This is a genomic window from Burkholderia sp. APQ4-4ca (genome assembly GCF_057837105.1).
This window is the reverse complement of the sequence record NZ_JBYQCG010000235.1, coordinates 29,707-51,310: the sequence shown is the minus strand read 5'-3', so window position 1 is coordinate 51,310 and position 21,604 is coordinate 29,707. Positions and strand designations below refer to the sequence as shown.

Here is a 21,604-nt window from a genome sequence, read left to right as displayed (position 1 = left end):
GCAGAGCCCCGCGCCGCGGCCGCCGGTGGTAGGCCGCGACCCGCGCACCGCTCAGAAACGCGGCAGGTCGGGGTGCGGCAGCAGCCCGCCGCGCACGTGCTGGCGACCATATTCGGCGCAGCGCGCGCGGGTCGGGATGCCCTTGTCCGGGTTCAGCAGCCCGGCCGGATCGAATGCGCGCTTGACCGCGAAGAACGCATCGCGCTCCTGCGGCGAGAACTGCACGCACATCGAATTGAGTTTTTCGATGCCGACACCGTGCTCGCCCGTCACGCTGCCGCCGAATTCCACGCAGCATTCGAGGATTTCCGCGCCGAACTGCTCGGCGCGGTGCAGCTCGTCCGGATCGTTCGCGTTGTACAGGATCAGCGGATGCATGTTGCCGTCGCCCGCATGGAACACGTTGATACAGCGCAGCCCGTAGCGCGTTTCGAGCTGCTCGATGCGCGCGAGCAGCGGGCCGATCGCGCGGCGCGGCACGGTGCCGTCCATGCAGTAATAGTCGGCGGAAATGCGGCCGGCGGCCGGGAACGCGTTCTTGCGGCCCGACCAGTAGCGCAGCCGCTCCTGTTCGTTGCGCGACACCTGGATGCGCGTCGCGCCGTGTTCGCGCAGCACGGCCGTCATCCGCACGATTTCCTCGGCGACCTCTTCCGGCGTGCCGTCCGATTCGCACAGCAGGATCGCCTTCGCGTCGAGGTCGTAGCCCGCGTGCGTGAACGCCTCGACGGCTTGCGTGGCCGGCTTGTCCATCATCTCGAGCCCGGCCGGGATGATGCCCGACGCGATGATCGCCGCCACCGCCTCGCCGCCCTTGACGACGTCGTCGAAGCTCGCCATCACGAGCTGCGCGGTCTGCGGCTTCGGGATCAGCCGCACCGTGACCTCGGTGACGATCGCGAACATCCCTTCGCTGCCGATCATTACCGCGAGCAGGTCGAGGCCCGGCATGTCGAGCGCGAGCGAGCCGAATTCGACGACTTCGCCGTCGATCGTCACCGCGCGCACGCGCATCACGTTGTGCACGGTCAGCCCGTATTTCAGGCAGTGGACGCCGCCGGAATTTTCCGCGACGTTGCCGCCGATCGTGCACGCGATCTGCGACGACGGATCGGGTGCGTAATACAGGCCGTACGGCGCGGCCGCCTCCGAGATCGCGAGGTTGCGTACTCCGGGCTGCACGGTCGCGGTGCGCGCGTACGGGTCGACTTCGACGATGCGCGTGAAGCGCGCGAGCGACAGCACGACGCCGAGCGCGATCGGCAGCGCGCCGCCGGACAGGCTCGTGCCGGCGCCGCGCGGCACGATCGGCACTTCCATGCGGCGGCAGATCTGCACGATCCGCTGCACCTGCGACTCCGTCTCGGGCAACGCGACCGCGAGCGGCAGCCGCCGGTAGGCGGACAGGCCGTCGCATTCGTACGGCGCCGTGTCCTCGTCGCGATACAGCAGGCAGTGCGTCGGCAGCACGGCCATCAGCGCCTGCACGACTTCGCGCTGGCGCTGCGCGCGGGCGGCGCTCGACAGTTCGACGGGAGCGTTCATGAGGTCTCCAACGGGGGCGCGAGCTCGCGCCGCCGGGTCAGCACGTGAAAATCTTGCCCGGATTCATCAGGTTGCGCGGATCGAGCGCGAGCTTGATCGCGCGCATCGTGTCGATCGCGTTGTCGCCGTGCTCCTTCGGCAGGAAGCGCATCTTGTGCAGCCCGACGCCGTGCTCGCCCGTGCAGGTGCCGCCCAGGCGCAGCGCGCGCTCGACGATCCGGTCGTTGATGCGTTCGGCTTCGGCGAGTTCCTCGGGCTTGTCGGGATCGATCAGGATCGCGACGTGGAAATTGCCGTCGCCGACGTGGCCGACGATCGGGCAGGGCAGCGACGACGCGCGCAGGTCGACCTCGGTTTCCTCGACGCATGCGGCGAGCTGCGAGATCGGCACGCACACGTCGGTCGTCACCGCGCGGCAGCCGGGCTTCAACTGCAGCATCGCGAAGTACGCGTTGTGGCGCGCGGACCAGAGCCGCGTGCGATCCTCGGGGCGCGTCGCCCATTCGAAGCCCTGGCCGGCGTTCTGGCCGGCGAGCGCCTGCACGAGTTCGGCCTGTTCCTTCACGCCGGCGTCGGTGCCGTGGAATTCGAAGAACAGCGTCGGCGCTTCCGCCAGCGTCAGGCTCGAGTGACGGTTGATCGAGCGCACCGCGAGCGCGTCGACGAACTCGACGCGCGCGATCGGCACGCCGATCTGAATCGTCTCGATCACGGTGCGGACCGCGTCGCCCATCGTCGGGAACGTACAGATCGCGGCCGACACGGCTTCCGGCAGCGGGTGCAGGCGCAGCGTGATCTCGGTGATCACGCCGAGCGTGCCTTCGGAGCCGACGAACAGCCGCGTGAGATCGTAGCCGGCCGACGACTTGCGCGCGCGCGAACCGGTTTTCACCACGCGGCCGTCGGCGAGCACCGCGGTCAGGCCGAGCACGTTCTCGCGCATCGTGCCGTAGCGCACCGCGTTGGTGCCGGATGCGCGCGTCGCGGTCATCCCGCCGATGCTGGCGTCGGCGCCCGGATCGATCGGGAAGAACAGGCCGGTGTCGCGCAGCGCTTCGTTGAGCGCCTTGCGCGTGATGCCCGGCTCGACCGTCACGGTCAGGTCTTCGGCGTTGATCGACAGCACGCGGTTCATTTCAGACAGGTCGAGCGACACGCCGCCGCGCACCGCGAGCAGGTGGCCTTCGAGCGACGAACCGGCGCCGTACGGGATCAGCGGCACGCTGTAGAGCGAGCACAGCGACACGACTTCGCGCACGTCGTCGGTGCTGCGCGCGAAGACGACGGCGTCGGGCAGTTGCGGATCGAACGGGGATTCGTCGCGGCCGTGATGGGCGCGAACCGCGTCGGTGGTCGACACGCGCTCGCCGAAAGCGGCGCGCAGCGCATCGAGCATGGCGGGGGGCAGCGGGCGGCGCGCGGCGGCCGTCGGGGCGGGGTGGTTCACGAATGTCTCCTGACTGCTTGTCGTACTGTCGGCCCATTCTACGCTGTAACGCCTGCTGCGCCTCCCGCCGCGGGCTGCGATAATCGCGTTCCAGCCAACCGGGCCGCGTCGCGGCCGCGCACGAGAGGACATTCGCATGGGCAACCGCTTGAGCAAGATCGCGACGCGCACGGGCGACGACGGCACCACCGGGCTCGGCGACGGACGGCGCATCGGCAAGGACGACGCGCGGATCGCCGCGATCGGCGACGTCGACGAACTGAACTCGAATCTCGGCGTGCTGCTGGCCGAGCCGTTGCCCGACGACGTGCGCACCGCGCTCGTCACGATCCAGCACGACCTGTTCGATCTCGGCGGCGAGCTGTGCATTCCTGGCCATACGGTGATCGACGACACGCACCTCGCGCGCGTCGACCAGTGGCTCGCCCACTACAACGCGACGCTGCCGCCGCTGAAGGAATTCATCCTGCCGGCCGGCTCGCGCGCGGCGTCGCTCGCGCACGTCTGCCGAACCGTGTGCCGCCGCGCGGAGCGCTCGATCGTCGCGCTCGGGCGCGACGACGCGCTCAACGATGCGCCGCGGCGGTACGTGAACCGGCTGTCCGACCTGCTGTTCGTGCTGGCGCGCGTGCTGAACCGAGCCGGCGGCGGCGCCGACGTGCTGTGGGAGCGCGGGCGCGTCCGCTAGCGCGCCGTCGCGGTTTTGCGCACTGCGACAATTTGCCCGGGGGGCGTTCTCCGTTAAACATGTATCGTATGTGCATGTTTAACGGAGAACGAACATGACCCACCTCACCGCTGACCAGATGGCCCGTGTGAAGGCCACCGCCCCCGTCCTTGCCGAGCACGGCGCGACGATCACGAAGCATTTCTATCAGCGCATGTTCGCGCGTCATCCGGAACTGAAGAACCTGTTCAACCAGACGCACCAGAAGACCGGCAGCCAGCCCGAGACGCTCGCGAAAGCCGTCTATGCGTATGCGGCCAACATCGACAATCTCGGCGTGCTGGGCGGCGCGGTGTCGCGCATCTCGCACAAGCATGCGAGCCTGAACATCCGTCCCGAGCATTACCCGATCGTCGGCGAGAACCTGCTCGCGTCGATCGTCGAGGTGCTCGGCGACGCGGTCGATGCCGACACGCTGGAAGCGTGGCGCGTGGCCTACGGCCAGCTCGCGCGGATCCTGATCGGCGCGGAGGCCGACCTGTACGCGAACGCCGCATGGAGCGGCTTCCGCCCGTTCAAGGTTGCGCGCAAGGTGCGTGAAAGCGCCGAGATCACGTCGTTCTACCTGACGCCGGCCGACGGCGGCGACGCGCCGACGTTCGAGCCGGGCCAGTACGTCACGGTGAAGCGCTTCGTCGGCGATCTCGGCGTCGACCAGCCGCGCCAGTACAGCCTGTCCGACGCGCCGCACGGCAAATGGCTGCGCATCTCGGTGAAGCGCGAGGCCGGCAAGCCGGAAGCGATCCCGGCCGGCAAGGTGTCGACGCTGATGCACGATGGCGTCGAAGCGGGCGCGATCGTCGAGGTGACCGCGCCGATGGGCGACTTCTCGCTGAAGCGCGACGTGGATACGCCGGTCGTGCTGATTTCGGGCGGGGTCGGCATCACGCCGATGATGTCGATGGCGTCGACGCTGATCGCCGCCGGCAGCCAGCGCGACGTGCGGTTCATCCATGCATGCCGTTCGGGTGCGGTGCACGCGTTCCGCGACTGGCTGAACGACACGGCGCGCGAGCATGCGAACGTGAAGCGCACGGTGCTGTACGAAGTGGTCGGCCCGAACGATCGGGCCGGCATCGATCACGATCTCGAAGGGCGTCTTACGCCGGAGCGTGTGCAGCAGTACGCGCTGGTGCCGGACGCCGATTACTACATCTGTGGGCCGATCGCGTTCATGAAGGCGCAGCGCGACGCGCTCGTCGCGCTCGGCGTCGCGCCGGAACGGGTGAACACGGAGATCTTCGGGTCGGGTGCGCTCGAGTGAGGACGGAGGACGGCCGATTTCGGTCAATGCGATGACGCAACGACAAAGCCCGGCGCGAGCCGGGCTTTGTCGTTGCGGCGCCGTGGGAGGCGACTTCAGGCGCGCAACATCAGCGTTGCGTGGTAGCGCCACACCTTCGGATCGGCACTGACGAGCGGCATCCCTTCATGGAGTGCCTGCGCGACCATCATGCGGTCGAACGGATCGGCGTGGTCCGGGAATCCGGCAACGCGGCGACTGCCTCTGCGTGATCGCTGCTGATCGGCAACTCCGCAAAACCTGCAAGCCGAATGCCGGACGCGCATCTCTCGGATGGACGGGCAGATACCTTGGCGGTATTTGATCTCGATTTCCCAAATCGACGCGGCGCTGACGTACGGCGTGTTTTGGGGATGTTCGATCAATGCGGTCGCGGTTGCCGAAAGCTGCGGCGCGCCTTCAGCCGACCCACAGCGCGATGTGCGTATCGAGCAGCAGCTTCACGGTGCAAGCCCTGGTCCGAGCTGGCATCGAAGTCGGCGGCGATCGATTCATCGCCGGCATTGAATGCCTCGACGCTTGCTGGAATGTTCAATCCGGCAAGCAACTGACGGGATGCGCCGATCCGCTTCGGCGCGGCGTAAGGAACGATCCGGGCCACCGGATGACCATTGCGGGCGATCACGACTTTGGCCTCGCGCCCCGATTCAAGCGCTTCCACGAGGCTGGAAAGCCGCGACTTGGCATCGTGCATGTTGACGGTCGACATGGCCGATCCTCTGGTTAGCCAGCTGATGTTAGCTGGTCTAGCGGAGCGACACGCCGACCGCAGGCTGGCCGCATGGCCAATTCGCCGGCAGGCGGGGCCATACGGTCAGCCAGTAACGTCCTTCAGTTCCCGCTGCCGCGCGCGACGCGTCGCGCCTTCACCGATTCCGCGAGCCCTTCGAGCACCTTCACGCTGTCGTCCCACGCGATGCACGCATCGGTGATGCTCTGGCCGTAGGTCAGCGCGCAGCCTTCCTTCAGGTCCTGGCGGCCCTCGACGAGGTGCGACTCGATCATCACGCCGACGATGCGCTCGTCGCCGGCCGCGATCTGGCGGCCGATGTCCGCGCACACGGGAATTTGATTCTCGTGCTTCTTCGAGCTGTTCGCGTGGCTCGCGTCGATCATCAGGCGCGCGGCGAGGCCGGCCTTGCCGATGTCCGCGCACGCGGCGTTCACACTGTCCGCGTCGTAGTTCGGCGCCTTGCCGCCGCGCAGGATCACGTGGCAGTCCTCGTTGCCGGCCGTCGACACGATCGCCGAATGGCCGCCCTTCGTCACCGACAGGAAATGGTGCGGCTGCGACGCGGCCTTGATCGCGTCGACCGCGATCTTCACGTTGCCGTCGGTGCCGTTCTTGAAGCCGACCGGGCACGACAGCCCCGACGCGAGCTCGCGGTGCACCTGCGACTCGGTCGTGCGCGCGCCGATCGCGCCCCACGAGATCAGGTCGGCGATGTACTGCGGGCTGATCATGTCGAGGTATTCGGTCGCGGCCGGCAGCCCCATTTCGTTGATCTGCAGCAGCAGCTCGCGCGCGGTGCGCAGCCCTTCGTTGATCTTGAAGCTGTTGTCGAGGTGCGGATCGTTGATGAGCCCCTTCCAGCCGACCGTCGTGCGCGGCTTCTCGAAGTACACGCGCATCACGATTTCCAGCTCGCCCTTGAAGCGCTCGCGTTCCTTTACGAGCCGGCCCGCGTATTCGATCGCCGCCTTCGTATCGTGGATCGAACACGGCCCGATCACGACGATCAGCCGATCGTCCATCCCGTGCAGGATGCGGTGCATCGACTGGCGCGAGTGGTAGATCAGCTCGGACGCGGCTTCGGAGCACGCGAATTCGCGGATCAGGTGGGCGGGCGGCGTCAGTTCCTTGAGTTCGCGAATGCGGACGTCGTCGGTGTTGTGCGGGGGCATGCTGTTTCTCCTAATTTTCCGGGGCGCCGTTCGGTCAATGCGCGTGCGGCAGATTCATCAATTCGGGCAATTCAGTGGTTTCGGTCGGGCCGCGGGACCCACTGCGGCGGCGACCGGCTGGCGAAGGGCGAAAAAAAACCGCCGGGTTCGCCGGCGGTTTTTTCGGGAATTTCGGTTGCGCTTTACGCGCCATCAACCCTCTCGATCCGCCAGCGGTCTGAGATACCAAAAAAAGTAAAAGTAAAACTTGGCGGACATGACGGAAATTCGGCTCGTCAAAAAAGTTGATTCGGAATTTATACCCGGTCCCCGCGCGGCTGGCAACCGGGGGGGCTCGAAAATGCGGATAATCCGCGCGTTTTATTCAAAATGCGCGGATTGTCTGCGCCGCGATGCGGTTATGCCGTACCGCCGACCGTCATCTTGTCGATTCGCAGGGTCGGCTGGCCGACGCCGACCGGCACGCTCTGGCCTTCCTTGCCGCATACGCCGACGCCCGTGTCGAGCGACATGTCGTTGCCGATCATGCTCACGTATTTCAGCGATTCCGGGCCGCTGCCGATCAGCGTCGCGCCCTTCACCGGGTAGGTGACCTTGCCGTTCTCGATCATGTACGCCTCGGACGCCGAGAACACGAACTTGCCGTTCGTGATGTCGACCTGGCCGCCGCCGAAGTTCACCGCGTACAGGCCGTTCTTCACCGACGCGATGATTTCCTGCGGATCCTTGTCGCCGTTCAGCATGTACGTGTTCGTCATGCGCGGCATCGGCAGCGCCGCATACGACTCGCGCCGCGCGTTGCCGGTGACCGGCATCTTCATCAGGCGCGCGTTCAGCGTGTCCTGGATGTAGCCCTTCAGGATGCCGTCCTCGATCAGCGTCGTGCACTGCGTCGGGTTGCCTTCGTCGTCGATGTTCAGCGAGCCGCGGCGGTTCGGCAGCGTGCCGTCGTCGACCACCGTCACGCCCTTCGCGGCGACCTGCTCGCCGATCCGGCCCGCGAACGCGGACGAGCCCTTGCGGTTGAAGTCGCCCTCGAGCCCGTGGCCGATCGCCTCGTGCAGCAGCACGCCCGGCCAGCCCGGCCCGAGCACGACCGTCATCGCGCCGGCCGGCGCCGGCCGCGCGTCGAGGTTCACGAGCGCCGCATGCACGGCGTCGTCGACGTAGCGCGACAGCACTTCGTCGGTGAAGTAGCCGTAGTCGAAGCGGCCGCCGCCGCCGCCGGAGCCGATCTCGCGGCGGCCGTTCTGTTCGGCGATCACCGTGACCGACACGCGCACGAGCGGGCGGATGTCGGCGGCGAGCGCGCCGTCGCTGCGCGCGACGAGCACGACGTCGTATTCGCCGGCGAGGCCCGCCATCACCTGCGTGACGCGCGGGTCGCGGCCGCGCGCCATCTGCTCGATGCGCTCGAGCAGCTTGACCTTGGCCGTCGCGTCGAGCGACGCGAGCGGGTCGGATGGCAGGTACAGGTCGCGCCCCGAGATGCCCGTCAGCGACGAGGCGGCCTTGATCTTCTGGCGGCCGCCGCCGGCCGCGGCGATCGCCTTGGTGGCGGCAGCGGCCTGTGCGATCGCTTCCGGCGACAGGTCGTCCGAGTACGCGAACGCGGTGCGGTCGCCCGCGATCGCGCGCACGCCGACGCCCTGGTCGATGCTGAAGCTGCCCGATTTGACGATGCCTTCCTCGAGGCTCCACGCTTCGCTGCGGGTCGCCTGGAAGTACAGGTCCGCGTAGTCGACGCGATGCGTGAAGATGTCGGCGATCGTGCGCGTGAGCAGGCTTTCGTCGAGGCCGTACGGCGTGAGCAGGATGTCCTTCGCCAGCGCGAGGTTGCGGATGCCGGGTTCGATGATGTTCATGCGGATATCGGGATTCTCAAAAAGTTGTCGGGTGCTGCCGGGCAGATGGGTGGGCCGCGCGGCGTTTCAAGCGGTGCGGCGGATTCAGCTCAGCACGCGGTGCCGCCACGCGGGCAGGCTCTGGCGTACGTCGGCGATGCGTTGCGGATCGAGCGTGCCGAGCACGACGCTCGCGCCCTCGTCGCGCACCGCGACGATCTCGCCCCACGGGTCGATCAGCATGCTGTGGCCCCACGTGCGCCGGCCGTTCTCGTGCTTGCCGCCCTGCGCGGCCGCGAGCACGTAGCACTGGTTCTCGACGGCTCGCGCGCGCAGCAGCATTTCCCAGTGCGCGCGGCCCGTCGTATACGTAAACGCCGACGGCACGACCATCAGCGCGCAGTCGCCCATGCGGCGATACAGCTCCGGAAAGCGGAGATCGTAACAGACCGACAGGCCGACCCGCCCGAACGGGGCGTCGAACGCGACGACCGTGTCGCCCGCGCGGATCGTGCGCGCCTCGTCGAACGATTCGTCGCCTTTCTCGAAGTTGAACAGGTGGATCTTGTCGTAGCGCGCGGCCTCGTTGCCGGACGGATCGAACGCGAGCGTCGTGTTCAGCACGCGGTCGGGTTCCGGCGCCTTCAGCGGCAGCGTGCCGCCGATCACCCAGATGCCGTGGCGGCGCGCGGCGTCGGCGAGGAATTGCTGGATCGGGCCGTCCCGGTACGGTTCGGCGAGCGCGAGCTTGTCGGTGTCGCGGTGGCCCATGAAGCAGAAATATTCGGGCAGCAGCACGAGCTGCGCACCTTCGCCGGCGGCTTCCGCGATCAGGCGGCGTGCTTCGGCGAGATTGCGGGTGACGTCCGGCGCGCTCACCATCTGCAGCGCGGCGACCTGGAAGGGCGTGGCGGAACGGGCGTGATCGGTCATCGCGGAATCGCTTGCGTCATAAATGGGGTGCGGCCCGGCGCCTGGCGGCTCGATGCGCGCTCAATGGCTCGATGCATCGGCCGGACTGTGATTCATCTTACCCTGATCGCTCCGCACCCGCTCGATGTGCGGGTGCGCCCACGAGCCGGTGATCGCGTAGTCGAGCGCGAATGCGTGCGACAGCGTCTCGGACAGCGCGTAGTTCGCGGCCAGCACGCCGATGCCGAGCAGCGGATTGACGACGGCGGCCCCGATCGCGGCCGCGCCCGCGCTGATCTTCGGCGCGACGTGCGCATGCAGGTCCTGCGTCTCGGTGCCGAGATCGACCGCGCCGCGCACGGTGACGTTCGCGGGGCCCGTTATCATCGAGAAGTCGTCGGTGCGCGCGATGCCGTTCGAAATCCGGCCGGTACCGGTGATCTTGTCGAACGGCAGCCCCTTGCCGACCACGTCGCGGAAGTTCAGCGTCAGGAAGCGCGCGAGGCTCTGCAGGCTCAGCACGCCGAGCAGCTTGGCCGCGCCCGGGTCGACCTTCAGGATCTTCCCGTGCTCGAGGTCCACCGCGACCTGGCCGCCGAGCGACGGAAAGTCGAGCGCGGTCGGGCCGCCGCGCCAGCCGACCTTGCCCGTGACCGAGCCGTGACCGTCCGCGAGCGTGCGCGGCAGGCCGACGCGGTCGAGCAGCGCGCCCGCGTTGTCGATGTCGAGCTTGAAGTCGAACACGGTGCGGCGCGGCGCATCGGTTTCGTCGGCGCCGCGGGCAAGCGCGCGGCGCGACGTGCGCCAGTTGCCGGTGGCCGTGAGCGTCGCGGCCGGGTTCGACAGTTCCAGCTTGTCGAGCTGCCACACGGGCGTGCCGTCTTCGTCGATGTTGCGCGCGTTGACGACGAGCCGGCCGATGTCGTGATTGCGCGCGACGACCTGGTCGACGATCAGGTCGATCGACGGCATCGGGCGGTCGGTCGGCGTCGGCAGGTTCATCGCGCGGCCGACGAGATCGTGCTGCGCGCTATCCGGAATCACGAGCTTCGCGAGCCGCGCGTTGAGCACGCCCGCGCCGTTGTGGCCGCCGCCCGGTGCCCACGACAGGTAGCCCGACACCTGGTTCGACGCGATGTTCGCCTGCCAGAGGTCGTCGACGTGCGACGCGCCGACGATCACGTTTTCCCAGTTGCGCTTGAGCAGCTTCAGCGTGTCGAAATGGAACGCGAAGCGCTTCGGCGCGAAGCTCGCGAAATCGACGCGCGGCGCGGCCTGCGGTTCCGGCGCGCGCGGCGTGGCGGGCTTCAGCGTGTGGGCGAGGGCGAGCCACGCGTCGGCGTCCAGCTCGGCGACGTCGACGGCCGCGCTCACACCCTCCTGCGGCATGTCGGGCATCCGGTGAATGCCCATCGCGCCGCGTACCGCGCGCAGCGGCTGGCCGCGCGTCGCATCGAGCAGGTAGGTCGCGGTCACCGGGCCGAGCGTCAGGTCGGCGTGTTCGAGACGTTTGCCGTCCGCCTGCGGCGCCGGCTGCAGCGTGAAGCGGAACGGCATCGGCGTGCCGGCCGGTTTCGCGAACGGCGCCGGGAAGTTCAGCGCCACGCCCGTCAGGTCGGATTGCGCGCTGACGTCGGGCAGCCGGCCCGGCGCGCCGCGCACCGCGACTTTGTACGGCGCGTCGCCGACCACGTGTTCGAGCAGCGCGGCGGCCGCGCCGTGCAGGTTCAGGCCGCGCGCGGCGTCGAGCGCGAGCCGGCCGTCGACGTCCACCGCGTACGGGCCGTGCGACCGGAAGGTGCCGTTCGCGCGCACCGGGCCGCCGAGGAAGCGCCCCGACAGGTCGTGCAGCGATGCACCGGCCTCGGTGAAGCGGACGCTGCCGCGCAGGGCCGACAGCGGCGGCACGCCGCGGGTCGACAGCGTGTTGCCGCCGAACGCCAGCGCGCCTTCGAGGTGTGTGTGCGGATGGGGGACGTGTTGCGGAATCGTGATCTTGAGCGCGAGCGACGCGGGGCCCTGCGCGTCGATCCGCTGGCCGACGTGGTGGCTCATCGTGCCGAGCGAGCTGTGGTCCGCATAGTCGATCAGGTCGGCGAGCGGGCCCCGCGCATGGCCGTCGATGATCAGCGGCGAGTGCGACGGATTGCCGAGATCGTCGATGCGGCCCGCGACCTTCGTCAGCGCGACGCGCTTGTAGTGCGCGCGCCGGATGTCGAAACGCAGCTTGTTCTGCGCGAGCTCGAACACGCCGTCGATTCCGTCGAGCGCCGGCCAGACGCTCGGCGTGCCGTTCGCGAGCTTGCGCGGCGGGTACGGCGTCGGCTCGAAGCGGCCGCCGGTGAACGGCGCGACGATGTGGAACACGCCGGCGTCCGGCTCGTGTTCGAACGGGAATTTCTCGAGCGGGCCGCGCGCGACGATCGACGCGCCCTTGGTCACGTTGCCGTCCTGCAGTGCATGGCCGAGATAGTTGCGCAGGTGCTCGGACATCCCGGTCGGCAGGTAGCGCGGAATGCGCGCGACCGACGCGCGCGCGAAATCGGCGCGCAGATCGAGCGAGCCGCGGCCGTGGCCGGGGTTCGTGTACGAGCCCGACACCGCGATTTCGGCATCGGGGTTCGACACGAACAGGTCGGGCAGCGACACGTCGACGCGCGCGTGCTTGTCGCCGGGCGCGGGCGTGATCGTCCATTTGGCGTTGCCGCGCAGCCGGTCGAACGTCAGGCGCGGCTCGTCGAATTCGCCGGGCACGGTGACGGCTGCGTGGACCGTGTCGATATGCGCGGCGCCGCCGGTCTCGTTCGCATCGACGCGGCCCCACAGGTTCTCGACGCCCGGCCAGCCGGCGCGCGGGTGGCCGCGCGGCGAGAGCCCGGGCGGCGGCTCCTGCGCGGCGAAGCTGATGCCTTGCAGATCGCCGAGGAAGCGGTAGCGGACGATCGGCGCGGCGCCCATGCGCCGCTCCTCGTCGGCGAGATCGGCGCGCGCGGGTTTCGCGCGTTCGACCTCGATGTGATAGTTCGACACCATCCCGCGCGGGTCGATCTTGATCAGCTCGTTGCGCAGGCGTGCCGGCAGCGGCAGCCCCCGGATGAATTCGCTAAGGATGCCGAGATCGACGCGGTCGCCGACCACGCTGAGCAATTGCCCCTGGTTCGCGGTCGGCACGCGGTAGCGCGCCGTCAGCGTCGACAGCGCGAGCGAGCGGGCGAGCGGCGTGCCGTCCGGCAGCGGCGGCTGGCCGAGCTCCGCATTGAAGCGCGTCAGGTGCAGCGTGTAGTCGTGGCCCGCATCGAGCACCATGTCCCAGCCGAAGCCGACGGTCGGCACGTCGAGCCGCGGCTGGGTCGGGCGCACGCGCAGCACGACGTCGGCGCCTTGCAGGTCGCCGCCCGCCGAACGCAGGTGGCCGTCGCCGAAGGTCGCCCAGATCGCGTTGTCGATCCGGCCCGCGTGGATCGTGAGCGGCACGTCGAGATAGCGCGTGAGCGTCTGCAGGTCGACGGGGCCGGTCGACAGGTACGCGTCGCCGGTCCAGTTCGCCGGCTTGCCGATCGGCGCGAGCGGCTTGTGCTTGAAGCGCGCGCGGAAATCGAGCGGACCGAGCAGCAGCGTGCCGTTCGCGGGCGCCTGCAGCGCGGCCTTGTGCACGCGGCCGTCGTTGAGCACCGCGAGCCGGATGCCCGACAGCACGAGCTCCGGTGCGTCGTGCTGCGCGTCGCGCCAGCGCAGCGTGCCGCCGCGCAGCACGATCGCCTCCTGCTTGAGCAGCCACGTGCCGAACGTGTCGTTGCCGCCGTGGGTGGTCGCGACGCCGACGCCCGCGACGCTCAGCGAGCCGTCGGCCGCCCGCGCGACGACGAGGTCGGGCTGGTCGACGATCAGGCTCGACAGCGCGGGCGACAGCCGCAGCAGCGACATCCACGACAGCGCGGCCGTCGCGTGCGGCACCGACAGCGCGACCTTGCCGTCACGGCCGCGGATCGTCAGGTTCGTGAGTTCGACGCCCGGCTGCATGCCGGACCAGTTCGGGGAAAGCTTGCCGATCGAAAGCTGCGCATGGAGCTTGTCGGACACGGCGCGCTCGATGCGCGGGCGGAATTCGTCGATGCGGGGCAGCAGCACGTAGCGCAGCCCGAGGAAGGCGCCGGCCGCGACGAAGTAGGTGCCGATCCCGGCTGCCAGCGTCACCTTGAACACGCGACGCAGGACCGGATGATCGTGCTTCGGAGGTCCCGCTTCGGGCGCAGCTACGGCGGATTCCTGACGGTCGGACATGCGGCGGACGGGCGGCGATATGGTAGTTTTGCAGATTGACGTTGAAATGTATCACAGGGGTTCGTGCCGGCGGCCGTTGGGGGCAGCGCGGCACGGGCTTTCCGGCGCGCGGTGTCGCGACGGGCGCATGCGCGTCCGGCGAGGCCGCGCCGAGTCCATGGGGCCGGCGGCAGCGGGGCGCGTACGCGCCGGCCCGCTGCCGCCGGCCTTTTCGCCAGGCCCGTTTCTCGATGACCGACGCTTCCGCCCTGATCAGCACGTCCTATTCCCGCTACCTTGCCCGCGCGGCGGCCGCCCGGCCCGCGCTGGCCGAGCAGATCGCCGCGTGGGCGGCCGCGCCGCTCGGCCGCGCGCAGCTCGACGCGCGCCTCACCGCGCTGCTCGCGACGCCGGCCGGCGCCGCCGCGCCGGGCGACGAGCAACTGAAGCGCGCGTTGCGGCAGTTGCGCGCCGAGGCGTTCGGCGCGGTCGCCGAGCGCGACCTGCGCGGGCTCGCGGACGTCGCCGAGGTCACGGGCGCGATGACCGATCTCGCCGAAGTGGCCGTGCAGCGCTCGCTCGCGCTGCTGTCGGCCGAACTCGAGGCGCAGTACGGCGAGCCGCGCGGCGCCGACGGTCAGCGCGTCGTGCTCGGCGTGGTCGGGATGGGCAAGCTCGGCGGCCGCGAGCTGAACGTGTCGTCGGACATCGACCTGATCTTCGTGTACGAGGACGACGGCGAGACCACCGGCGGCGCGCGTTCGCCGCTGTCCACCCAGGAATACTTCACGCGGCTCGGCCGGCGCCTGATCGGCGTGCTGTCCGAGGTCACGGCCGACGGCTACGTGTTTCGCGTCGACATGCGGCTGCGCCCGAACGGCGATTCGGGGCCGCTCGTCTGCAGCATCGGCATGCTCGAGGAATATTTCTACGTGCAGGGGCGCGAGTGGGAGCGCTATGCGTGGATCAAGGGGCGGCTCGTGTCGGAAGGCGACAGCGACGCCGCGCAGCGGCTCGCGGCGCAGCTCGAATCGATCGTCAAGCCGTTCGTCTACCGGCGCTATCTCGATTTCGGCGTGATCGGCGCGATCCGTTCGCTGCATCAGCAGATCCGGCACGAAGCCGCGCGGCGCGCGTCGATGCGCCCGGACAAGGCCGACGACATCAAGCTCGGGCGCGGCGGGATCCGCGAGATCGAGTTCAGCGCGCAGGTGTTCCAGCTGATCCGCGGCGGCCAGGATGCGGAATTCCGCGTGCGGCCGACGCTCGCGGTGCTGCGGCATGCGCAGGCCCGCGGGCTGATCGGCGACGACGTACGCGCGCGCCTCGCCGACGCCTACAATTTCCTGCGCACGCTCGAGCACCGGCTGCAGTACCGCAACGACGCGCAGACGCACGCGATGCCGGTCGAGCCCGACGAGCGCGCGGCGCTGGCCGCGTCGCTCGGTTTTGCCGACTACGCGGCGCTGATGACGGTGCTGGACGGCCACCGCACGTTCGTCGAAGCGCAGTTCGACCAGATTTTTGCCGACAAGGCGAACGGTGGGCCGTGCGCGGCCGGCGACGACACGGCGGCCGCGTGGATCTGGAGCGGCGCGCTGGCCGACGACGGCGAGGACGACGCGCTGGTCGCCCGCCTCGACGGCCTGGGCTTCGCCGATCCGGCCGCCGTGCTCGCGCGGCTGCGCGCGGTCTGGCAATCGTCGCGTTATACCGGGCTGCCGGAAAAGAGCCGGCAGCGCTTCGACAGCGTCGCGCAGCGGGCGCTCGATGCCGCGCCGAAGATCGACGCCGCGCGCCGCGACGACACGATCGTGCGCCTGTTCGACCTGCTGGAGACGGTCAGCCGGCGCGGCGTCTATCTGGCGCTGCTGACCGAATATCCGGCCGCGCTCGACCGCGTGCTGTCGGTGCTCGGCGCGACGCGCTGGGGCGGCGGCTACCTGATCCGCCACCCGCAACTGCTCGACGAACTGCTCGACGACGAGGCGATCGCGAGCCCGTTCGACTGGCCCGCGTTCAAGGATGCGCTGCGCGCGCGGCTCGCGGCAGCCGACGGCCCCGAGCAGCAGATGGACCTGCTGCGCCACGCGCAGCACGCGGAGGTGTTCCGGATCCTGCTGATCGACCTGGCCGGGCAACTGTCGGTCGAGCACGTGAGCGACCGGCTGTCCGAGCTGGCCGACGCGGTGCTCGACGTGACGATCGAAGTCGTGTGGTCGCAGCTCGCGAAGCGCCATCGCGACGTGCCGAAGTTCGCGGTGATCGCGTACGGCAAGCTGGGCGGCAAGGAGCTCGGCTATGCGTCGGATCTCGACCTGATCTTCCTGTACGATGACCCGGACGAGCGCGCGGCGGACGTCTACACGACCTTCACGCGGCGCCTGATCACCTGGCTCACGACCGCGACCGGCGCGGGCGCGCTGTTCGACATCGACCTGCGTCTGCGGCCGAACGGCGAGGCCGGGTTGCTCGTCACCGATCTCGACGCGTTCCGCCGCTATCAACTGCGCGAGGGCGATGCGGCGAACACCGCGTGGGTGTGGGAGCACCAGGCGCTGACGCGCGCGCGCTACAGCGCGGGCGACGCGCAGATCGGCGCGGATTTCGAGGCGATCCGCCAGCAGGTGCTGACGACGCCGCGCGACGGGGCGGTACTCGCGAAGGAGATCGTCGACATGCGCGGCAAGGTGTTCGCCGGCCATCCGAACCACACCGAACTGTTCGACCTGAAGCACGATCGCGGCGGAATGGTCGACATCGAGTTCATCGTCCAGTACTGGGTGCTGCTGCATGCGTCGAGCGATGCCGAACTGATCCGCAATACCGGCAATATCGCGCTGCTGCGCGAGGTCGCGCGTTTCGGGCTGATGGGCGAGGACGAGGCCGAGCGCGTCGGCGCCGCGTATCGCACGTACCGGAAGCTGCAGCACAAGCTGCGGCTCGACGGGATGGAGAAGGCGCGCGTCGATCCGGCGGTGGTGGCCGAAGAGCGCGCGGCCGTGACGGCGCTGTGGGCGCGGGTGTTCGGGGCGGTTGAAACGGGCGTTTGAGTTGAGTGTTTGAGGCGGGCGTGCGAATCGACGGGCAGTGCGGGCGCGATCGGGAGGCTGCTTCTCGCAAAAAAAGACCGGTGCGTGCGCCGGTCTTTTTGTATTCAGCCGTGGGGTGTCGAGGTCAGGCCGCCAGCATTTCCTTCGCGTGCTTGCGCGTGGTGGCCGTGATTTCGAGCCCGCCGAGCATCCGCGCGACTTCCTCGACGCGGCTCGCCTTGTCGAGCGGGATGACCGACGACACGGTGCCGCCGCGTTCGTCGGCGCCCTTCGCCACCTGGAAATGATGGTCGCCGCGCGCGGCGACCTGCGGCAGGTGCGTCACGCACAACACCTGGCGCTCGCGCCCGAGCTGGTGCAGCAGGCGGCCGACCACTTCGGCGACGCCGCCGCCGATCCCCGTGTCGACTTCGTCGAAGATCAGGGTCGGCGTCTGGCTCGCCGCGCTGGCGATCACCGCGAGCGCGAGGCTGATCCGTGCGAGTTCGCCGCCGGATGCGACTTTCGCGAGCGGTCGCAGCGGCACGCCCGGGTGCCCGGCCACGCGGAATTCGACCTGCTCGAGCCCGTGCGGACCGCCGTCGGCGAGCGGCACGAGCGCGACTTCGAAGCTGCCGCCCGCCATCGACAGCTCCTGCATGCCGGCCGTGACGGCCGTGCCGAGCGCCTTCGCGGCCTGCGCGCGCGCCTTCGACAGGCGCCTGGCGTCGGCGAGATAGGCTTCCCGCGCCTTTGCCTGCGCGGCTTCGAGCGCGCCGAGATCGGCGGCCGCGTCGAGCGCGGCGAGCTGGGCGCGGCGCGCCGCATGCTCTTCGTGCAGCGTGTCGGGCGGCAGCCGGAACTTGCGGGCGGTCGAGTGCAACGCGTCGAGCCGCGTTTCGACCTGCGCGAGCCGCTCCGGGTCGAGATCGACGCGCTGCGCATAGTGCGACAGCGAATAGACGGCTTCCTGCAACTGGATCTCGGCCGGCTCCAGCGACGCGAGCGCATCGCCGAGCGCGGTGTCGTAGTCGGCCAGGCCGCGCAGCTTCGACACGATCGCGCCGAGCTGCGCGAGCATCGCGTCGTCGGACTCGGACAGCGCGTTGAGCGCGCCGCGCACGCCTTCGATCAGGTTCGCCGAATGCGACAGGCGCTTGTGTTCGTTACTGACTTCGTCCCATTCGCCGGCTTGCGGCGCGAGCTTGTCGAGTTCGGCGAGCTGCCACGCGAGCTTTTCTCGTTCGAGCTGCAATTCGCGCTCGTGCGCCTTCGCCGCATCGATCGCCTGCGTCGCGTCGCGCCACACGCGCCACGCGCGCGCGACGTTCGCGGCATCGGCGACGAGCCCCGCGTGCGTGTCGAACAGTTCGCGCTGCGCGTCGGGCCGCATCAGCAACTGGTGTGCGTGCTGGCCATGGATGTCGACGAGCATCTCGCCGAGTTCGCGCAGTTGCGCGAGCGTCGCGCTGGTGCCGTTGATGAAGGCCCGCGACCGGCCGTTCGCGTCGATCACGCGGCGCAGCATCACGGTGTCCTCGGCGTCGAACGCGTGTTCGTCGAGCCAGCGCGCGACGCGGTCGTGCGGCGTGAATTCGGCCGTGATGTCGGCGCGGCCGCAGCCGGTGCGCACGACGCTCGCGTCGGCGCGTTCGCCGAGCGCGAGGGCGAGCGCGTCGATCAGGATCGATTTGCCGGCGCCGGTTTCGCCGGAAAAGACGGAAAAGCCGCTGTCGAATTCGAGATCGAGCGCGGCGACGATGACGAAGTCGCGGATCGAGAGGTGGCGGAGCATGGTGTCGGGCGGAGCGGCGTCAGGACGCCTTGTCGTCTTCGTTCGATGCGTGTTCGTTCCAGTGCAGCTTCTTGCGCAGCGTCGTGAAGTAGCTGTAGCCGATCGGGTGCAGGAACGGCACCGTGTGTTTCGAGCGGCGCACCTCGATCGTGTCGTTCAGCTCGAGCGACGTGAACGACTGCATGTCGAAGTTCACGTTGACGTCGCGGCCGCCGACGATCTGGATCGCGATCTTCGAATCGTCGGGCAGCACGATCGGCCGGTTCGACAGCGCGTGCGGCGCGATCGGCACGAGCACGATGCCGGCCAACTGCGGATGGAGAATCGGGCCGGCCGACGACAGCGCATAGGCGGTCGAGCCGGTGGGCGTCGCGACGATCAGGCCGTCCGAACGCTGGTTGTACATGTAGCGGCCGTCGACCGACGCGCGGAGCTCGACCATCCCGGAGAAGCCGCTGCGGTTCACGACGACGTCGTTGAACGCGAGCGCGTGGTAGATCGGTTCGCCGTCGCGCATGATCCGCGCCTCGAGCAGCGAGCGCTCCTCGCGCTCGAACTTGCCGGCCAGCAGCACGGGGACGAGCGCGTGCATGTCGGATGCCGCGATGTCGGTGATGAAGCCGAGCCGACCGTGGTTGATCCCGATCAGCGGTGTCCGGTATGGCGCAAGCTGGCGGCCGATGCCGAGCATCGTGCCGTCGCCGCCGAGCACGATCGCCACGTCCGCTCGCGCCCCAATTTCGGCCGGGGTGAGCGCCGGGTAGCCGGCGATGCCGATTTCGCGAGCGGTGTCGCCTTCGAAGACCACTTCGAAGCCAAGCTTGGCGATGCTGTCCGCCAGCGTGGCGAGCGGTTCGGCGATGCCGGGCGTGTTGCTCCGGCCGACGAGCGCGACAGTACTGAACTGATTACCGGTTTTCATGCCGGCATTACACCATAGCTCGTTGACGAAAAGAACCGGCAGTGCGCCGGCGGGGCCGGATCGGGCCGGCCCGCGCAACGGTGGTTGACGCCACTCGCCGCGCTCGCGCCGTTGCGCTAAAATTTTCCACCATGCTAGATCCTCGCGCACGAACCCTCCTGAAAACCCTGATCGAACGGTATATCGCCGACGGTCAGCCGGTCGGATCGCGCACGTTGTCCCGTTACTCCGGGCTCGAGCTGAGCCCGGCGACGATCCGCAACGTGATGTCCGACCTGGAGGAGCTCGGCCTCGTGTCGAGCCCGCACACGTCGGCCGGCCGCGTGCCGACGCCGCGCGGCTACCGGCTGTTCGTCGATACGATGCTGACGGTCGAGGCGCCGATCGACGCCGAGGCCGTCGCCCGCCAGGTGCAGAACACGCTGCAGGCCGGCGAGCCGCAGCAGCGGGTGGTCGCCGCCGCCGCGAGCGTGCTGTCGAACCTGTCGCAATTCGCGGGCGTCGTGCTGACGCCGCGCCGCAGCCACGTGTTCAAGCAGATCGAGTTCATGCGCCTGTCCGACAAGCGCATCCTGCTGATCATCGTCACGCCCGAGGGCGACGTGCAGAACCGCATGCTCGCGACGCCGCGCGACTATTCGCCGTCGCAGCTGACCGAGGCGTCCAACTACATCAATGCGCATTTCGCCGGGCTGTCGTTCGACGAGGTGCGCCGCCGCCTGCGCGACGAAATCGACCAGTTGCGCGGCGACATGACCACGCTGATGCACGCGGCCGTGACGGCCAGCACCGAGGTGCCCGACACGGAGGACACCGTGCTGATTTCCGGCGAGCGCAACCTGCTCGAAGTGGCGGATCTTTCGTCCGACATGGCGCGGCTGCGCAAGCTGTTCGACGTATTCGACCAAAAGACGGGCCTCCTGCAGTTGCTCGACGTGTCGAGCCACGCCCAGGGCGTGCAGATCTTCATCGGCGGCGAATCGACGCTCGTGCCGATCGAGGAAATGAGCGTCGTCACCGCGCCGTACGAGGTGAACGGGCAGATCGTCGGCACGCTCGGCGTGATCGGCCCGACCCGGATGGCGTACAACCGCGTGATACCGATCGTCGACATCACCGCGCGGCTGCTGTCGCTCACGCTGAGCCAGCAGTAACCGCGGCAGCCGACGCCGTTCCGCCATCGTGCCGCGGCGTCGTGCGCGCCGCCAGTCGGCCGATCGGCCAGCCGACCCGATCGAGACGGCCCGCTATAATTGAGGGCCGTCCGGTCTCGTGCCCCGAGCACGTTCTTGCCCATGCGTTTCGATCTTGAGCCGCCTTCGAGCGTCGCGGCCGCCCATCGCGTCGGTGTGCTGCTGATCAATCTCGGCACGCCCGACGCGCCCACGCCGCGCGCGGTGCGGCGCTACCTGGCCGAATTCCTGTCGGATCCGCGGGTCGTCGAAATCCCGCAGGCCGTCTGGCAGGTGCTGCTGCGCACGCTGATCCTGCCGCTGCGCGGCCGTGCGTCCGCGAAGAAATACGCGGCCGTCTGGATGCCCGAGGGTTCGCCGCTGCGCGTGTACACCGAGCGCCAGACCGACAGCGTGCGGCATCTGCTCGTGTCGAACGGCTATCACGTGATGGTCGATTACGCGATGCGCTACGGCAGCCCGAACATTGCGCACGCGCTCGCGCAGTTCAAGCGCGCGGGCGTCGAGCGCGTGCTGCTGATGCCGATGTATCCGCAATACTCGGCGTCGACCACGGCCACCGCGTTCGATGCCGCATTCGCCGCGCTCGCGCGCATGCGCAATCAGCCGGAAGTGCGCACGGTGCGGCACTACGCCGACCATCCGGCCTATATCCACGCGCTGGCCGAGCAGGTGCGCCAGTACTGGGCGCAGCACGGCCGGCCCGATTTCGCGGCCGG

At 69.1% G+C, this 21,604-nt stretch carries 14 protein-coding genes and 1 pseudogene; 5 read left to right on the top strand and 10 right to left on the bottom strand.

Features of this window, described 5'->3' with window-relative positions; genetic code table 11:
* Positions 1–51: 51 nt before the first annotated feature.
* Entirely contained in the window at positions 52–1,545 is a 1,494-nt protein-coding gene (locus tag AC3IFE_RS30050; protein ID WP_059236029.1) for an FAD-linked oxidase C-terminal domain-containing protein, read from the bottom strand.
* 37 nt (positions 1,546–1,582) lie between these two features.
* On the bottom strand, positions 1,583–2,992 hold the full coding sequence (locus tag AC3IFE_RS30045; protein ID WP_489193853.1) for an FAD-binding oxidoreductase: 1,410 nt from the start codon (positions 2,990–2,992) through the stop codon (positions 1,583–1,585).
* A 136-nt stretch (positions 2,993–3,128) separates the two neighbouring features.
* Between AC3IFE_RS30045 and AC3IFE_RS30040 the strand changes: the two genes are divergently transcribed.
* Both AC3IFE_RS30040 and hmpA read left to right on the top strand, forming a co-directional pair.
* On the top strand, positions 3,129–3,680 hold the full coding sequence (locus AC3IFE_RS30040) for a cob(I)yrinic acid a,c-diamide adenosyltransferase (RefSeq protein ID WP_089466723.1): 552 nt from the start codon (positions 3,129–3,131) through the stop codon (positions 3,678–3,680).
* Positions 3,681–3,774: 94 nt separating this feature from the next.
* Entirely contained in the window at positions 3,775–4,983 is a 1,209-nt protein-coding gene (hmpA, locus tag AC3IFE_RS30035) for an NO-inducible flavohemoprotein (RefSeq protein ID WP_489193851.1), read from the top strand.
* A gap of 95 nt (positions 4,984–5,078) precedes the next feature.
* Here the strand turns inward: hmpA and AC3IFE_RS30030 are convergent, their stop codons facing one another.
* The 6 genes and pseudogenes from AC3IFE_RS30030 to AC3IFE_RS30005 form a co-directional block, all read right to left on the bottom strand.
* On the bottom strand, positions 5,079–5,387 hold the full coding sequence (locus tag AC3IFE_RS30030; RefSeq protein ID WP_489193849.1) for a type II toxin-antitoxin system VapC family toxin: 309 nt from the start codon (positions 5,385–5,387) through the stop codon (positions 5,079–5,081).
* Between the two features lie 83 nt (positions 5,388–5,470).
* Positions 5,471–5,731, bottom strand: a pseudogene (locus tag AC3IFE_RS30025) (type II toxin-antitoxin system Phd/YefM family antitoxin); the annotation flags it as partial.
* A 122-nt stretch (positions 5,732–5,853) separates the two neighbouring features.
* A complete protein-coding gene (gene aroG / locus AC3IFE_RS30020) occupies positions 5,854–6,927 on the bottom strand; it encodes a 3-deoxy-7-phosphoheptulonate synthase AroG (RefSeq protein ID WP_006476851.1) in 1,074 nt (357 codons plus the stop codon).
* A 398-nt stretch (positions 6,928–7,325) separates the two neighbouring features.
* A complete protein-coding gene (gene tldD, locus AC3IFE_RS30015; protein ID WP_089466725.1) occupies positions 7,326–8,792 on the bottom strand; it encodes a metalloprotease TldD in 1,467 nt (488 codons plus the stop codon).
* Positions 8,793–8,876: 84 nt separating this feature from the next.
* Positions 8,877–9,704, bottom strand: a complete 828-nt coding sequence (locus AC3IFE_RS30010) for a carbon-nitrogen hydrolase family protein (RefSeq protein ID WP_489193846.1) — start codon at positions 9,702–9,704, stop codon at positions 8,877–8,879.
* A gap of 60 nt (positions 9,705–9,764) precedes the next feature.
* The gene (locus tag AC3IFE_RS30005) at positions 9,765–13,964 is read right to left on the bottom strand and encodes a YhdP family phospholipid transporter (protein ID WP_489193844.1); all 4,200 of its coding nucleotides are present in this window, start codon (positions 13,962–13,964) and stop codon (positions 9,765–9,767) included.
* A 230-nt stretch (positions 13,965–14,194) separates the two neighbouring features.
* On the opposite strand from AC3IFE_RS30005, the gene glnE reads away from it, so the two are divergent.
* Positions 14,195–16,996 (top strand): bifunctional [glutamate--ammonia ligase]-adenylyl-L-tyrosine phosphorylase/[glutamate--ammonia-ligase] adenylyltransferase, encoded by a 2,802-nt coding sequence (gene glnE / locus AC3IFE_RS30000; protein ID WP_489193842.1) that lies wholly within the window; start codon positions 14,195–14,197, stop codon positions 16,994–16,996.
* Between the two features lie 124 nt (positions 16,997–17,120).
* Here glnE and recN read toward each other — a convergent pair whose 3' ends face one another.
* Positions 17,121–18,770, bottom strand: a complete 1,650-nt coding sequence (recN, locus tag AC3IFE_RS29995) for a DNA repair protein RecN (protein ID WP_489193840.1) — start codon at positions 18,768–18,770, stop codon at positions 17,121–17,123.
* A 19-nt stretch (positions 18,771–18,789) separates the two neighbouring features.
* Positions 18,790–19,692: an NAD kinase gene (locus AC3IFE_RS29990; RefSeq protein ID WP_089466730.1), complete on the bottom strand. Its 903-nt coding sequence runs from the start codon at positions 19,690–19,692 to the stop codon at positions 18,790–18,792.
* A gap of 131 nt (positions 19,693–19,823) precedes the next feature.
* Between AC3IFE_RS29990 and hrcA the strand changes: the two genes are divergently transcribed.
* Both hrcA and hemH read left to right on the top strand, forming a co-directional pair.
* Positions 19,824–20,846 carry a heat-inducible transcriptional repressor HrcA gene (gene hrcA, locus AC3IFE_RS29985; protein ID WP_011544637.1) on the top strand — a complete coding sequence of 341 codons (1,023 nt, stop codon included), beginning with the start codon at positions 19,824–19,826 and terminating at the stop codon, positions 20,844–20,846.
* A 141-nt stretch (positions 20,847–20,987) separates the two neighbouring features.
* A partial coding sequence (gene hemH, locus AC3IFE_RS29980) for a ferrochelatase (protein ID WP_489193837.1) occupies positions 20,988–21,604 on the top strand: 617 nt, incomplete at its 3' end.

Bases quoted from the DNA above. Each gene is read 5' to 3' on its own strand.
- AC3IFE_RS30050 (WP_059236029.1), bottom strand. From the start codon at position 1,545: ATGAACGCTCCCGTCGAACTGTCGAGCGCCGCCCGCGCGCAGCGCCAG.
- AC3IFE_RS30040 (WP_089466723.1), top strand. From the start codon at position 3,129: ATGGGCAACCGCTTGAGCAAGATCGCGACGCGCACGGGCGACGACGGC.
- hmpA (WP_489193851.1), top strand. From the start codon at position 3,775: ATGACCCACCTCACCGCTGACCAGATGGCCCGTGTGAAGGCCACCGCC.
- aroG (WP_006476851.1), bottom strand. From the start codon at position 6,927: ATGCCCCCGCACAACACCGACGACGTCCGCATTCGCGAACTCAAGGAA.
- tldD (WP_089466725.1), bottom strand. From the start codon at position 8,792: ATGAACATCATCGAACCCGGCATCCGCAACCTCGCGCTGGCGAAGGAC.
- AC3IFE_RS30010 (WP_489193846.1), bottom strand. From the start codon at position 9,704: ATGACCGATCACGCCCGTTCCGCCACGCCCTTCCAGGTCGCCGCGCTG.
- AC3IFE_RS30005 (WP_489193844.1), bottom strand. From the start codon at position 13,964: ATGTCCGACCGTCAGGAATCCGCCGTAGCTGCGCCCGAAGCGGGACCT.
- glnE (WP_489193842.1), top strand. From the start codon at position 14,195: ATGACCGACGCTTCCGCCCTGATCAGCACGTCCTATTCCCGCTACCTT.
- recN (WP_489193840.1), bottom strand. From the start codon at position 18,770: ATGCTCCGCCACCTCTCGATCCGCGACTTCGTCATCGTCGCCGCGCTC.
- AC3IFE_RS29990 (WP_089466730.1), bottom strand. From the start codon at position 19,692: ATGAAAACCGGTAATCAGTTCAGTACTGTCGCGCTCGTCGGCCGGAGC.
- hrcA (WP_011544637.1), top strand. From the start codon at position 19,824: ATGCTAGATCCTCGCGCACGAACCCTCCTGAAAACCCTGATCGAACGG.